Consider the following 14,160-nt stretch of genomic DNA (forward strand, 5'->3'; position numbering starts at 1 on the left):
AAGAGATCTTTAAATAAAAAGATCTTCTTTTAATTACTCAAGGATCCTGACCACTTGGTCGATCGACTAAACTTGAGTAGAATCCTCCACCCCAGGGCAATACAACGATCGTTCGCAATACGACGAGGTGCAGTTCCATGTTTTATCCAGAGCAATTTGACGTCATCATCATCGGTGGTGGCCATGCCGGTACCGAAGCCGCTATGGCTGCGGCACGTATGGGACGTCAGACTTTATTACTGACTCACAATATCGATACCCTGGGGCAAATGTCTTGCAACCCGGCGATTGGCGGTATTGGTAAAGGGCATCTGGTTAAGGAAATTGATGCACTTGGCGGGCTGATGGCCACGGCGATCGATCATGCCGGCATCCAGTTTAGGATACTAAACGCCAGCAAAGGCCCTGCGGTACGAGCCACCCGAGCTCAGGCTGACCGAGTGCTGTATCGCCAAGCGGTACGTACTGCCCTGGAGAACCAGCCAAACCTGATGATCTTCCAGCAGCCCGTCGAAGATCTGATTGTGGAAAACGATCGCGTTGTCGGTGCCGTTACCCAAATGGGGCTGAAATTCCGCGCCAAGGCGGTCGTGTTGACCGTAGGCACCTTCCTGGACGGCAAGATCCACATCGGTCTGGAAAATTACAGCGGTGGCCGTGCCGGGGATCCTCCGTCGATCTCGCTTTCACAGCGACTGCGTGAATTGCCTTTGCGGGTTAACCGTCTGAAAACCGGTACGCCACCGCGTATCGATGCACGCACCATTGATTTCAGCGTACTGGCACCGCAACACGGTGACACACCGATCCCGGTATTTTCGTTCATGGGCAACGCCGGGCAACACCCGGAACAAATGGCGTGCTACATCACCTACACCAACGAAAAAACCCATGACGTGATCCGTAATAACCTCGATCGCAGCCCGATGTACGCCGGGATCATCGAAGGGATCGGGCCACGCTACTGCCCGTCGATCGAAGACAAGGTGATGCGCTTTGCCGATCGTAACGCACACCAGATCTTCCTCGAGCCGGAAGGCCTGACCAGCAATGAAATTTATCCAAACGGCATCTCCACCAGCCTGCCGTTTGACGTACAGATGCAGATCGTGCGTTCGATGGAAGGGATGCAGAATGCCCGAATCATTCGACCTGGCTATGCCATCGAATACGATTTCTTCGATCCCCGTGATTTGAAGCCGACGCTGGAAAGCAAATTTATCCAGGGCCTGTTCTTCGCCGGCCAGATCAACGGCACCACCGGTTACGAAGAGGCAGCTGCACAAGGCCTGTTGGCCGGTCTGAATGCCGGACGTTACGCCAACGAAGACGAAGGCTGGTCGCCACGTCGCGATCAGGCTTATCTGGGTGTGCTGGTGGACGACCTCAGCACCCTGGGCACCAAAGAGCCGTACCGCATGTTCACTTCACGCGCCGAATACCGCCTGATGCTGCGTGAAGACAATGCCGATCTGCGTCTGACGGAAAAAGGCCGCGAGCTGGGTCTGGTGGACGATGCCCGTTGGGCACGCTTTAGCGAAAAGCTGGAGCGCATCGAACAGGAACGTCAGCGTCTGCGTGATATCTGGATGCACCCGCACGCCGAGAACGTCGAGCAGGTGAACGCGCTGCTGAAAGCACCGCTGTCGCGCGAGGCCAACGGTGAAGAACTGCTGCGCCGTCCGGAAGTGGATTACACCCAATTGACCTCCGTTGCGGCATTTGCTCCGCCACTGGCCGATACCCAGGCCGCCGAGCAGGTTGAGATCCAGGTGAAATACGAAGGTTACATTGTTCGTCAGCAGGAAGAGATCGAAAAACAGCAGCGCAATGAGAACACCGTGCTGCCGCTGGATCTCGATTACCAGCAGGTTTCCGGTCTGTCGAATGAAGTGATCGCCAAGTTGAATGATCATAAACCGAACTCGATCGGCCAGGCTTCACGCATCTCCGGCATCACGCCGGCGGCGATCTCCATTTTGCTGATTTGGCTGAAAAAACAGGGGCTGCTGCGCCGCAGCGCATAAATCCCGTTTTTGGGTGGCCGTTTGTTGATTTGATGAGCAAACGGCCGCTGACATCTTTTCGGACCTGAATTATCATGGCCACCTCCTTGGCCAGCCCTACCTGGCTTGCCGTTGTGCGCCAGTCTGAGGACCCGTTGTGCAGAAAAAATTAGATTCGTTGCTCAAAGCGGCAGGCATTGCGCTTCCCGATCAGCAAAAACAGCAGTTACTGGGCTATGTTGGCATGCTGGATAAGTGGAACAAGGCGTATAACCTCACTTCGGTGCGTGATCCACAACAAATGCTGGTGCGCCATATTCTCGACAGCATCGTGGTAAACCCGCATCTGCAGGGCAGCCGTTTTATCGATGTTGGCACCGGCCCAGGCTTACCAGGCATTCCGCTGGCGATTGTTCGCCCTGATTCCCATTTCACCTTGCTCGACAGCCTGGGCAAGCGCGTGCGCTTCCTGCGACAGGTACAGCATGAACTGGGTCTGACCAACGTTGAGCCGGTACAGAGCCGTGTTGAGGCGTTCCCCGCTGAACCGCCATTTGACGGTGTTATCAGCCGTGCCTTTGCTTCGCTGCAGGATATGCTTACCTGGTGTCACCATTTGCCAGCAAAAGGGCAGGGGCGTTTCTACGCGCTGAAAGGGGTGCGTCCAGATGAAGAACTGGCGCAGTTGCCTGAAGGCATCGAACTGGAATCGGTGGTTCGTCTGCAGGTACCGGAACTCGAAGGTGAACGTCACCTGGTGGTACTTAAGGCAAACTGAGTTTGTTTTTGATCAAGTAAGCGCGAATTAAAATATAGTGGCAATGGTTAAAGTAAGCAGGCTAATCAATGGGTGGTTTTTTTAGTTAATTTACTTTTTATTAACACAAAAATAGCCGCTAATTGGCGACAATAGGGTAATTGCAGATCGTAATAGTTACGTTAGCAACGATAAGTGAAGGATCCTGCTTTGCTGCTAATGTTAATTAGCTGTTGGAATACTATCCCCGAAGCTGTCAATAAAAGGTTTTTAGTGGGTATACGGATTGTTTTTGAACAGTTAACTTGTAATATTATGATTTATAATATCTTTTTGATCGCCCGATTTGCTAAAGACGCTTTAACCGACCCTGGGCTATAAATCAGTAATAGGTATTATTGTGAGCAACTACACGTTTCTTGCTGTAACACTGGAATAATCAGACAATTAAATGAGCCCTATTATTCCGACCGTTTTCTTGTGAAAATAGCCTGAAATGGGAGAATTTAAATAATTGTTCACCTTTTCGCTACTTATCGATTGAATTCGTTGGTATGCCCCGTATAATTTGCTCGTTTTTTGCTGCTTGACTCAGAGCAGTAAAGACAGTTTTATACGTCACTCAGCATACCCCCTCTGGGGTACGGAGAGAACAAACGTCATGTCTGTGTCCCTTTACAGCGGAAAAGTTGCTCGCAAATTGCTGTTTCTGCAGTTAATGACTTTTGTTCTGATCAGCGCTGCTTTCGGTCTGAAAAGCCTGGAATGGAGCGGTTCGGCGCTGGCGGGCGGTCTCGCTGCCTGGTTGCCGAGTACCATGTTTATGCTGTTTGCCTTGCGCCATCAGGCGCAGACGCCGGCACCCGGTCGGGTTGCCTGGTCGTTCGCCATCGGCGAGGGATTAAAGGTCTTGATCACCATAGTTTTGTTGATCGTGGCGCTTGGGGTGTTCAAAGCGGCATTTTTACCGCTTGGCCTGACCTATTTAGCGGTGTTAGTGGTGCAGATAGTGGCACCGGCCGTGATTAACAGTTACCGAACTTAACTAAAAGGGTAAGAGGCATCATGTCTGCATCTGGAGAAAATGGGACTGCAAAGGACTATATCAGCCACCATCTGAATAACCTTCAGTTGGATCTGCGTACTTTTCAGTTAGTTGAACCACACTCTGGTAACCCGACATTCTGGACGTTGAACATTGACTCATTGTTCTTCTCTGTCTTGTTGGGGGCTGTTTTCTTGTTTATTTTCAAGAAAGTGGCTAATACAGCGACCAGTGGTGTACCGGGGAAACTTCAAACTGCCGTCGAACTTATCATGGGCTTCGTCGACAGCAGCGTTCGTGATATGTATCACGGTAAGAGCAAGGTGATTGCTCCGCTGGCGCTGACGGTGTTCGTCTGGGTATTCCTGATGAACATGATGGATCTGTTGCCAATCGATCTTCTGCCGTTTATTGGCGAACATGTGTTTGGTTTGCCGGCGCTGCGTGTTGTTCCTACCGCAGACGTAAGTATTACGCTGTCGATGGCGTTAGGCGTATTTGTCCTGATTCTGTTCTATAGCATCAAAATGAAAGGCATTGGTGGGTTCGTTAAAGAGTTAACCATGCAGCCGTTCAACCATCCGTTATTCATTCCAATCAACCTGATTCTTGAAGGTGTCAGCCTGCTGTCCAAGCCTGTTTCACTCGGCCTGCGACTGTTCGGCAACATGTATGCGGGTGAGTTGATCTTCATCCTGATTGCCGGTTTGTTGCCGTGGTGGTCACAGTGGCTTCTTAATGTGCCTTGGGCCATTTTCCACATCCTGATCATTACGCTTCAAGCCTTTATTTTCATGGTTCTGACGATTGTCTATCTGTCGATGGCATCTGAAGAGCACTGATTTTCTTAAAACACTTACACTTTTAAACTGAAACAAACTGGAGACTGTCATGGAAAACCTGAGTATGGATCTGCTGTACATGGCTGCCGCTGTGATGATGGGTTTAGCGGCAATCGGTGCTGCGATCGGTATCGGCATCCTGGGTGGTAAATTCTTGGAAGGCGCTGCACGTCAGCCTGACCTGATTCCTTTGCTGCGTACACAGTTCTTTATCGTTATGGGTCTGGTTGACGCCATCCCGATGATCGCTGTTGGTCTGGGTCTGTACGTGATGTTTGCTGTCGCGTAAGTAGAGAATTTCTCTACACTGAAACCACACTATTAACTTTTAAAGAGGCATTGTGCTGTGAATCTTAACGCAACAATCCTCGGCCAGGCCATCGCGTTCGTTCTGTTTGTCTGGTTCTGCATGAAGTACGTATGGCCGCCGATCATGGCAGCCATCGAGAAGCGTCAGGGAGAAATTGCTGACGGTCTCGCTTCTGCAGAACGTGCCAAAAAAGATTTGGACTTAGCGCAAGCCAATGCGACCGACCAGCTGAAAACTGCTAAAGCAGAAGCTCAGGTGATCATCGAGCAAGCAAACAAACGCAAAGCTCAGATCATGGATGAAGCGAAAGCGGAAGCCGAGCAGGAACGTAACAAAATCGTGGCGCAGGCTCAGGCTGAGATCGAAGCCGAACGTAAGCGCGCTCGTGAAGAGTTGCGTAAGCAAGTCGCGATGCTGGCAATTGCCGGCGCCGAGAAGATCATCGAACGTTCCGTGGATGAAGCTGCTAACAGCGACATCGTAGATAAACTGGTCGCTGAACTGTAAGGAGGGAGGGGCTGATGTCTGAATTTGTAACTGTAGCTCGCCCCTACGCCAAAGCAGCTTTTGACTTTGCCGTTGAGCATCAAAGCTTGGATCGCTGGCAGGATATGCTGGCGTTTGCTGCTGATGTCACTCGCAATGAACAGATTTCTGAACTGCTGGCTGGCGCTGTCGCGCCGGAGACGCTGTCCAGAACGTTCATCGCGGTATGTGGCGAACAACTCGACGAACATGGCCAGAACTTTATCCGTGTAATGGCCGAAAATGGACGTTTACTGGTTCTTCCTGCGGTGCTGCAGCAGTTCATCGAACTGCGCGCCTTGCTGGAATCCACCGTCGAAGTCGACGTGCTCTCTTCGAGCGCACTGAGCGACAAGCAGCAGGCTAATATTGTCGCTGCGATGGAAAAACGTCTGTCACGCAAAGTTAAGCTGAATTGCAAAATTGACAAGTCTGTACTGGCCGGCGTAATTATCCGTGCTGGCGATATGGTGATTGATGGCAGCGTTCGCGGTCGTCTAGAACGCCTGGCAGACGTCTTGCAGTCTTAAGGGGACTGGAGCATGCAACTGAATTCCACCGAAATCAGCGAACTGATCAAGCAGCGCATTGCTCAGTTCAATGTGGTGAGCGAAGCTCACAATGAAGGTACTATTGTTTCCGTCAGTGACGGGATCATCCGCGTACACGGTCTGGCCGAAGTTATGCAGGGCGAAATGATCGCGCTGCCAGGCAACCGTTACGCAATCGCATTGAACCTGGAGCGCGACTCCGTAGGTGCCGTGGTTATGGGTCCGTACGCGGATCTGGCCGAAGGCATGAAGGTAAAATGTACCGGCCGTATTCTGGAAGTTCCGGTTGGCCGTGGCCTGCTGGGCCGTGTAGTTAACACCCTGGGCGCACCTATCGACGGTAAAGGCCCGGTTGATAACGACGGTTTCTCCCCGGTTGAAGCTATTGCCCCTGGTGTTATCGAGCGTCAGTCCGTAGATCAGCCGGTTCAAACTGGCTACAAATCTGTTGACGCCATGATCCCAATCGGCCGTGGCCAGCGTGAGCTGGTGATCGGTGACCGTCAGACAGGTAAAACTGCACTGGCGATCGATGCGATCATCAACCAACGCGATTCCGGCATCAAATGTGTTTACGTGGCTATCGGCCAGAAAGCGTCCACCATCGCTAACGTGGTGCGCAAGCTGGAAGAGCACGGCGCACTGGCAAACACCATCGTTGTGGTTGCTACCGCGTCCGAGTCCGCTGCACTGCAATACCTGGCGCCATATGCCGGTTGTGCGATGGGTGAATACTTCCGTGACCGCGGTGAAGATGCGCTGATTGTTTATGATGACCTGTCCAAACAGGCCGTTGCATACCGTCAGATCTCCCTGCTGCTTCGTCGTCCACCAGGTCGTGAAGCTTACCCAGGCGACGTATTCTACCTCCACTCCCGTTTGCTGGAGCGTGCTGCGCGTGTTAACGCCGACTACGTTGAAGCCTTCACCAAAGGTGAAGTCAAAGGCCAAACCGGTTCACTGACGGCTCTGCCGATCATTGAAACCCAGGCAGGTGACGTTTCCGCGTTCGTTCCGACCAACGTAATCTCGATTACCGATGGTCAGATCTTCCTGGAATCCAACCTGTTTAACTCCGGTATTCGTCCGGCAGTTAACCCGGGTATCTCCGTATCCCGTGTGGGCGGTGCAGCGCAAACCAAGATCATGAAAAAACTGTCCGGTGGTATTCGTACCGCGCTGGCACAGTACCGTGAACTGGCTGCGTTCTCTCAGTTCGCTTCCGATCTGGATGATGCGACCCGCAAACAGCTGAGCCACGGTCAGAAAGTGACCGAGCTGCTGAAACAGAAACAGTATGCGCCGATGTCCGTCGCACAACAGTCTCTGGTGCTGTTTGCCGCAGAACGTGGCTTCCTGAACGACGTTGAAGTCGCGAAAGTCGTGAGCTTCGAAGCCGCGCTGGTTGCTTACGCAGACCGCGAGCATGCCGAGTTGCTGAACCACATCAACCAAACTGGCAATTTCAACGATGAGATCGAGGGCAAGCTGAAAGGCATCCTCGAGACCTTCAAGAAAACCCAGTCCTGGTAACGCTCAGCGGCCTGCAGTTGTAAGACAGCAGGCCGTCTGGCAATGAGGAGAAGCAGACATGGCCGGCGCAAAAGAGATACGTAGTAAGATCGCGAGCGTGCAAAACACGCAAAAGATCACTAAAGCGATGGAAATGGTCGCCGCCTCCAAGATGCGTAAATCGCAGGAACGCATGGCGGCCAGCCGTCCTTATGCAGAGACCATGCGCAAAGTGATTGGTCACCTTGCGTTAGGTAATCTGGAATATAAGCACCCGTACCTGGATGAGCGTGATGTTAAGCGCGTCGGGTATCTGGTGGTGTCTACTGACCGTGGTCTCTGTGGTGGCTTGAACATTAACCTGTTCAAGCGGCTGTTGTCAGAGATGAAAGGCTGGTCCGAAAAAGGTGTCGAAACTGATTTGGCACTGATTGGCTCTAAAGCGGCTTCTTTCTTTGGTTCCGTGGGCGGCAACGTGGTTGCCCAGGTTACCGGCATGGGGGATAACCCTTCCCTGTCGGAGCTGATCGGCCCGGTGAAAGTGATGCTGCAAGCCTACGACGAAGGTCGTTTGGACAAGCTGTACATTGTCAGTAACAAATTTATCAATACGATGTCCCAAGAACCACAGATCGTTCAGCTGCTGCCGTTGCCGCCTGCCGATGACGGTGAGCTGAAGAAAAAATCTTGGGATTACCTGTATGAACCCGATCCAAAAGTGCTGCTTGATACCTTGCTGCGCCGCTATGTGGAATCTCAGGTTTATCAGGGCGTCGTGGAAAACCTGGCCAGCGAGCAGGCCGCACGAATGGTAGCGATGAAAGCCGCAACCGATAACGGCGGTAGCCTGATCAAAGAGCTGCAGTTGGTATACAACAAGGCTCGTCAGGCCAGCATCACTCAGGAACTCACCGAGATCGTTTCGGGAGCCTCCGCGGTTTAAGCTAGGTTTACGAATTACGTAGAGGATTCAAGATGGCTACTGGAAAGATTATCCAGGTAATCGGCGCCGTAGTGGACGTCGAGTTCCCTCAGGATGCCGTACCAAAAGTGTACAACGCTCTTGAGGTAGAAAACGGTGCCAATAAGCTGGTGCTGGAAGTTCAGCAACAGTTGGGCGGTGGCGTGGTTCGCTGTATCGCAATGGGGACCTCTGATGGTCTGCGTCGCGGTCTGAAAGTGACTGACCTGGACCACCCGATTGAAGTACCGGTAGGTAAAGCTACCCTGGGCCGTATCATGAACGTATTGGGTGAACCAATCGACATGAAGGGCGATATCGGCGAAGAAGAACGTTGGGCGATTCACCGTCCGGCGCCAAGCTACGAAGATTTGGCCAACTCCCAGGATCTGCTGGAAACCGGTATCAAGGTAATGGACCTGATCTGCCCGTTCGCCAAGGGTGGTAAAGTCGGTCTGTTCGGTGGTGCGGGCGTAGGCAAAACTGTAAACATGATGGAGCTGATCCGTAACATCGCGATCGAGCACTCCGGTTATTCTGTGTTTGCGGGCGTGGGTGAGCGTACTCGTGAGGGTAACGACTTCTACCACGAGATGAACGACTCCAACGTACTGGACAAAGTATCCCTGGTTTACGGCCAGATGAACGAGCCACCGGGTAACCGTCTGCGCGTTGCTCTGACCGGTCTGACCATGGCGGAGAAATTCCGTGACGAAGGCCGTGACGTTCTGCTGTTCGTTGATAACATCTACCGTTATACCCTGGCCGGTACCGAAGTGTCCGCACTTCTGGGCCGTATGCCATCGGCGGTAGGTTATCAGCCAACGCTGGCGGAAGAGATGGGTGTTCTGCAAGAACGTATCACCTCTACCAAGACTGGTTCAATCACCTCCGTACAGGCCGTTTACGTCCCTGCGGATGACTTGACTGACCCGTCACCAGCCACCACCTTTGCTCACTTGGATGCAACTGTGGTACTGAGCCGTAATATCGCTTCTCTGGGTATCTACCCGGCCGTTGACCCGCTGGATTCCACCAGCCGTCAGCTGGATCCGCTGGTAGTTGGCCAGGAGCACTACGATGTAGCGCGTGGCGTGCAGTCTATTCTGCAACGCTATCAGGAACTGAAAGATATTATCGCAATCCTGGGTATGGACGAGCTGTCTGAAGAAGACAAACTGGTCGTATCCCGTGCGCGTAAAATCCAACGCTTCCTGTCTCAGCCGTTCTTCGTGGCAGAAGTCTTCACCGGTTCTCCGGGCAAGTTCGTATCGCTGAAAGACACCATCCGTGGTTTCAAAGGCATTATGGACGGCGACTATGACCACCTGCCTGAACAAGCGTTCTACATGGTTGGCACCATTGAAGAAGCAGTGGAAAAAGCCAAGAAACTGTAACGTCTTGAGAGGAGGGTGATATGGCTATGACTTACCATCTGGATGTAGTCAGCGCGGAAAAACATATGTTTTCCGGCCTGGTGCAAAAGATCCAGGTGACAGGTAGCGAAGGCGAACTGGGGATTTTCCCTGGCCATGCGCCGCTGCTGACTGCCATCAAGCCTGGCATGGTGCGTATTGTTAAACAACACGGTGAAGAAGAGTTCATCTACCTGTCCGGCGGTATCCTTGAGGTACAACCGAGCGTGGTCACCGTGCTGGCTGACACTGCTATCCGTGGAACGGACCTCGACGAAGCGAGAGCGCTGGAAGCTAAGCGTAAAGCTGAAGAGCATATCAGCAGCTCTCATGGCGATGTCGACTATGCTCAGGCATCTGCAGAACTGGCGAAAGCGATCGCGAAACTGCGCGTTATCGAGCTCACCAGAAGATCGATGTAATATTTTGGCGCGTGCATAACGCAACCAAAATTAAGAAAGCGGCCTATTGGGTCGCTTTTTTTTTGCTTTAAAATAAGCGTTTCAGCCCGGCGGGTATGGTGATGTATAACCCCCCGTTGGGGCTGAAAATGTCTCCGATCGCCGACAGTTCTGCCCACTGCCGGGTTATGTGAGTGTTAATTGCTGTGTGCCTAGTGCCCCATGGCCTACACTGGGTTCGTGCAGAGAAATATGTAGTAATATCGTCACTAAAGGGTTCTACTTTCGTCTATCAAAATGGAGTTATCAGGTTGCTTATGTCGAACAGCGCAATGAGTGTGGTGATCCTCGCCGCGGGCAAGGGAACACGCATGTATTCCGATCTTCCCAAGGTATTACATCCGTTGGCCGGCAAGCCGATGGTGCAGCACGTCATTGATGCCGCGATGAAACTGGGCGCGAAAAACGTCCATCTGGTGTATGGCCATGGCGGCGATCTGCTGAAAAATACCCTGACCGACGGCGCACTCAACTGGGTGCTGCAGGCCGAACAATTGGGTACCGGCCATGCCATGCAGCAGGCGGCCCCGCATTTTGCCGATGATGAAGACGTGCTGATGCTGTACGGTGACGTCCCGCTGATTTCTGTCGATACTTTGCAGCGTCTGATGGCCGCGAAGCCACAGGGCGGTATTGGCCTGCTGACGGTGAAGCTGGCTGATCCGAGCGGCTACGGGCGTATCGTGCGTGAGAACGACCAGGTGGTGGGCATTGTTGAGCACAAGGATGCCAGCGAAGCCCAGCGCCAGATTAATGAAATCAACACCGGTATCCTGGTGGCCAACGGGCGTGATCTCAAGCGCTGGCTGGGGATGCTGAATAACGACAACGCACAGGGTGAATTCTACATCACCGATATCATTGCGCTGGCCCATGCCGACGGCAAGAAAATTGAAGCCGTGCATCCGTCACGCCTGAGCGAAGTGGAAGGTGTGAATAACCGCCTGCAACTGTCGCGGCTTGAGCGCATCTACCAGGCAGAACAGTCTGAAAAATTGCTGTTGGCTGGCGTTATGCTGCTGGATCCGGCGCGTTTTGACCTGCGCGGGGAACTTGTCCACGGTCGCGACATCTCTATTGATGCCAACGTGATTATTGAAGGCACGGTTAAGCTGGGGGATCGAGTGAAAATCGGTGCCGGCTGCGTGCTGAAAAACTGTGTGATCGGTGATGACTGCGAAATCAGTCCGTACAGCGTGCTGGAAGATGCCGTGCTGGCAGCGGAATGCACCGTGGGTCCTTTTGCCCGCTTGCGTCCGGGGGCTGAACTGGCAGTGGGTGCCCATGTGGGCAACTTCGTCGAAATGAAAAAGGCGCGTTTGGGCAAAGGGTCCAAAGCGGGTCATCTGAGCTACCTGGGCGATGCCGAGATTGGCGACGATGTGAATATCGGTGCCGGTACCATCACCTGTAACTATGATGGCGCCAATAAGCATAAAACCATTATCGGCGACGGCGTGTTTGTCGGTTCCGACACCCAGCTGGTGGCGCCAGTGTCTGTCGGCAAAGGTTCCACCATCGCCGCTGGTACTACGGTGACCCGTGATATCGGCGAAGACGAACTGGTGCTGAGCCGCGTCAAGCAGGTGCACATCCAGGGTTGGCAGCGCCCGGTCAAGAAGAAGTAACTCGTGTGTTTTGCGTTGGGCTCCGCTTACGAGCCCAATACAAAACATAAAAGTCCTCAATAGATTTTGAGCTGCTGCTAGGCGGTAAGAGTGTGAATTCCCAGGAGCTTAGTTCACTAAGTGACTGGGATGAGCACTCGCAGCCAACAACGCAGCAGCTCGAAAGATGAAGAGGATAATCCCCATTCTCTACAGGCTCGGGGAAGCACGGTAAAAACCGGCAAAATCAGGTCAAGACATCGAAAGCGCCCCGAAAGGCGTTTAATTAGGAATACAACTGATGTGTGGAATTGTAGGCGCAGTAGCGCAACGTGATATTGCAGAGATTCTGTTGGAAGGGTTACGCCGTCTTGAATACCGTGGCTACGACTCAGCCGGTTTGGCGGTGGTGGATGCCGAAGGTAACGTCAGCCGTTTACGCCGCGTGGGCAAAGTTAACAAACTGGCCGAAGCCGCTGAACAACATGAATTGCATGGGGGCACCGGTATTGCTCACACCCGCTGGGCAACGCACGGTGAACCTACCGAAGCTAACGCGCACCCGCATGTTTCTGATTACATTACAGTGGTGCATAACGGCATCATCGAAAACCACGAACCGTTGCGTGAACTGCTGATCGAACGCGGTTATCACTTCAGCTCTGAAACCGACACCGAGGTGATTGCTCACCTGGTGCATTGGGAACAGCGCCAGGGCGGTACCTTGCTGGAGGTAGTTCAACGCGTTATCCCTCAGTTGCGTGGCGCATACGGCACCGTGGTGATGGACAGCCGTGATCCCAGCGTGCTGGTGGCTGCGCGTTCCGGCAGCCCGCTGGTTATCGGCCGTGGCGTGGGTGAAAACTTCCTGGCTTCCGATCAACTGGCGCTGTTGCCGGTAACCCGTCGCTTTATCTTCCTGGAAGAAGGTGACGTGGTGGAGATGACTCGCCGCACCGTCAACATTTTCGATAAGCAGGGCAACGCCGTTGAGCGTCCTGAAATCGAATCCCAGGTGCAGTACGACGCTGGTGACAAAGGTGCTTACCGTCACTACATGCAAAAAGAGATCTACGAACAGCCACTGGCGTTGAAGAACACCCTGGAAGGGCGTTTCAGCCACGGCCAAATCAACCTGAGCGAGCTGGGCCCGCGTGCCGACGAACTGTTGGCGAAGGTGCAGCACGTACAAATCATTGCCTGTGGGACCTCTTACCACTCCGGCATGGTTGCCCGCTATTGGTTCGAATCGCTGGCCGGCGTGCCTTGCGACGTGGAGATCGCGTCAGAATTCCGCTATCGCAAATCTGCCGTACGTCCGGGCAGCCTGATCATTACCTTGTCGCAATCCGGTGAAACCGCCGATACCCTGGCGGCACTGCGCCTGTCGAAGGAACTGGGTTATCTCGGTTCGTTGGCGGTGTGCAATGTGGCCGGTTCTTCACTGGTGCGTGAATCCGATCTGGCGCTGATGACCAAGGCCGGCACCGAAATCGGTGTGGCTTCCACCAAAGCTTTTACCACCCAACTTGCGGTGCTGTTGATGCTGGTGGCGCGTTTGGGCCGACTGAAAGGTATGGCGGAAAGCGTTGAGCATGAAATCGTACACGGCCTGCAGGCGTTGCCGGCGCGTATCGAACAGATGCTGTCGCTGGACAAAAGCATTGAAGCGCTGGCGGAAGGCTTCTCCGACAAGCATCACGCACTGTTCCTTGGCCGTGGCGATCAGTACCCGATCGCGATGGAAGGGGCGCTGAAGCTGAAAGAGATCTCCTACATTCACGCCGAGGCCTATGCGGCCGGTGAGTTGAAACACGGTCCGCTGGCGTTGATCGATGCCGATATGCCGGTGATCGTGGTGGCGCCGAACAACGAACTGTTGGAAAAGCTGAAGTCCAATATTGAAGAAGTGCGCGCGCGCGGTGGCCAGCTGTACGTGTTCGCCGATCAGGATGCCGGTTTTGTCAGCAGCGAAGGCATGACCATCATTCCGTTGCCGCACGTTGAAGAAATCGTGGCACCGATCTTCTACACCGTGCCGTTGCAGCTGTTGTCTTACCACGTGGCGCTGATCAAAGGCACCGACGTTGACCAGCCGCGTAACTTGGCGAAGTCTGTCACTGTAGAGTAAAATTCGCTGAGTTTTTGACTGATTAATCCGGCGTGCT

The 14,160-nt window shown here is 53.3% G+C and carries 13 protein-coding genes; all 13 read left to right on the top strand.

What is annotated here, in order from left to right; all coding sequences use genetic code 11:
- The first annotated feature begins 137 nt into the window (after positions 1-137).
- The 13 genes from mnmG (at position 138) to glmS (ending at position 14,123) form a co-directional block, all read left to right on the top strand.
- Positions 138-2,027, top strand: a complete 1,890-nt coding sequence (gene mnmG, locus QOT07_RS24985; protein ID WP_099064412.1) for a tRNA uridine-5-carboxymethylaminomethyl(34) synthesis enzyme MnmG — start codon at positions 138-140, stop codon at positions 2,025-2,027.
- A gap of 136 nt (positions 2,028-2,163) precedes the next feature.
- The gene (rsmG, locus tag QOT07_RS24990) at positions 2,164-2,784 is read left to right on the top strand and encodes a 16S rRNA (guanine(527)-N(7))-methyltransferase RsmG (protein ID WP_207978745.1); all 621 of its coding nucleotides are present in this window, start codon (positions 2,164-2,166) and stop codon (positions 2,782-2,784) included.
- Positions 2,785-3,424: 640 nt separating this feature from the next.
- Entirely contained in the window at positions 3,425-3,808 is a 384-nt protein-coding gene (gene atpI, locus QOT07_RS24995) for a F0F1 ATP synthase subunit I (RefSeq protein WP_085120112.1), read from the top strand.
- Positions 3,809-3,828: 20 nt separating this feature from the next.
- A complete protein-coding gene (atpB, locus tag QOT07_RS25000; RefSeq protein WP_099064414.1) occupies positions 3,829-4,650 on the top strand; it encodes a F0F1 ATP synthase subunit A in 822 nt (273 codons plus the stop codon).
- Between the two features lie 49 nt (positions 4,651-4,699).
- On the top strand, positions 4,700-4,939 hold the full coding sequence (gene atpE / locus QOT07_RS25005; RefSeq protein ID WP_004093904.1) for a F0F1 ATP synthase subunit C: 240 nt from the start codon (positions 4,700-4,702) through the stop codon (positions 4,937-4,939).
- A gap of 57 nt (positions 4,940-4,996) precedes the next feature.
- Positions 4,997-5,467, top strand: a complete 471-nt coding sequence (gene atpF, locus QOT07_RS25010; RefSeq protein ID WP_004950476.1) for a F0F1 ATP synthase subunit B — start codon at positions 4,997-4,999, stop codon at positions 5,465-5,467.
- 14 nt (positions 5,468-5,481) lie between these two features.
- Entirely contained in the window at positions 5,482-6,015 is a 534-nt protein-coding gene (gene atpH, locus QOT07_RS25015; RefSeq protein WP_085120114.1) for a F0F1 ATP synthase subunit delta, read from the top strand.
- 12 nt (positions 6,016-6,027) lie between these two features.
- Positions 6,028-7,569: a F0F1 ATP synthase subunit alpha gene (gene atpA / locus QOT07_RS25020; RefSeq protein WP_085120115.1), complete on the top strand. Its 1,542-nt coding sequence runs from the start codon at positions 6,028-6,030 to the stop codon at positions 7,567-7,569.
- A gap of 58 nt (positions 7,570-7,627) precedes the next feature.
- The gene (gene atpG / locus QOT07_RS25025) at positions 7,628-8,491 is read left to right on the top strand and encodes a F0F1 ATP synthase subunit gamma (protein ID WP_085120116.1); all 864 of its coding nucleotides are present in this window, start codon (positions 7,628-7,630) and stop codon (positions 8,489-8,491) included.
- A 32-nt stretch (positions 8,492-8,523) separates the two neighbouring features.
- Positions 8,524-9,906 (top strand): F0F1 ATP synthase subunit beta, encoded by a 1,383-nt coding sequence (atpD, locus tag QOT07_RS25030; protein ID WP_012004485.1) that lies wholly within the window; start codon positions 8,524-8,526, stop codon positions 9,904-9,906.
- A 20-nt stretch (positions 9,907-9,926) separates the two neighbouring features.
- Positions 9,927-10,346 carry a F0F1 ATP synthase subunit epsilon gene (locus QOT07_RS25035; RefSeq protein ID WP_004950490.1) on the top strand — a complete coding sequence of 140 codons (420 nt, stop codon included), beginning with the start codon at positions 9,927-9,929 and terminating at the stop codon, positions 10,344-10,346.
- Positions 10,347-10,642: 296 nt separating this feature from the next.
- Positions 10,643-12,013, top strand: coding sequence for a bifunctional UDP-N-acetylglucosamine diphosphorylase/glucosamine-1-phosphate N-acetyltransferase GlmU (gene glmU / locus QOT07_RS25040; protein WP_153858536.1), 1,371 nt, complete (start codon positions 10,643-10,645; stop codon positions 12,011-12,013).
- Positions 12,014-12,293: 280 nt separating this feature from the next.
- A complete protein-coding gene (glmS, locus tag QOT07_RS25045) occupies positions 12,294-14,123 on the top strand; it encodes a glutamine--fructose-6-phosphate transaminase (isomerizing) (protein ID WP_099064416.1) in 1,830 nt (609 codons plus the stop codon).
- Positions 14,124-14,160: the final 37 nt, after the last annotated feature.

This window comes from Serratia proteamaculans, from assembly GCF_949794035.1.
Taxonomy (GTDB): domain Bacteria; phylum Pseudomonadota; class Gammaproteobacteria; order Enterobacterales; family Enterobacteriaceae; genus Serratia; species Serratia proteamaculans.

What these genes read in the sequence shown, in the direction of transcription:
- atpB (WP_099064414.1), top strand. Translation starts at nt 3,829, where the DNA reads ATGTCTGCATCTGGAGAAAATGGGACTGCAAAGGACTATATCAGCCAC.
- atpH (WP_085120114.1), top strand. Translation starts at nt 5,482, where the DNA reads ATGTCTGAATTTGTAACTGTAGCTCGCCCCTACGCCAAAGCAGCTTTT.
- glmU (WP_153858536.1), top strand. Translation starts at nt 10,643, where the DNA reads ATGTCGAACAGCGCAATGAGTGTGGTGATCCTCGCCGCGGGCAAGGGA.
- atpG (WP_085120116.1), top strand. Translation starts at nt 7,628, where the DNA reads ATGGCCGGCGCAAAAGAGATACGTAGTAAGATCGCGAGCGTGCAAAAC.
- QOT07_RS25035 (WP_004950490.1), top strand. Translation starts at nt 9,927, where the DNA reads ATGGCTATGACTTACCATCTGGATGTAGTCAGCGCGGAAAAACATATG.
- atpD (WP_012004485.1), top strand. Translation starts at nt 8,524, where the DNA reads ATGGCTACTGGAAAGATTATCCAGGTAATCGGCGCCGTAGTGGACGTC.
- mnmG (WP_099064412.1), top strand. Translation starts at nt 138, where the DNA reads ATGTTTTATCCAGAGCAATTTGACGTCATCATCATCGGTGGTGGCCAT.
- glmS (WP_099064416.1), top strand. Translation starts at nt 12,294, where the DNA reads ATGTGTGGAATTGTAGGCGCAGTAGCGCAACGTGATATTGCAGAGATT.
- atpE (WP_004093904.1), top strand. Translation starts at nt 4,700, where the DNA reads ATGGAAAACCTGAGTATGGATCTGCTGTACATGGCTGCCGCTGTGATG.
- atpI (WP_085120112.1), top strand. Translation starts at nt 3,425, where the DNA reads ATGTCTGTGTCCCTTTACAGCGGAAAAGTTGCTCGCAAATTGCTGTTT.
- atpA (WP_085120115.1), top strand. Translation starts at nt 6,028, where the DNA reads ATGCAACTGAATTCCACCGAAATCAGCGAACTGATCAAGCAGCGCATT.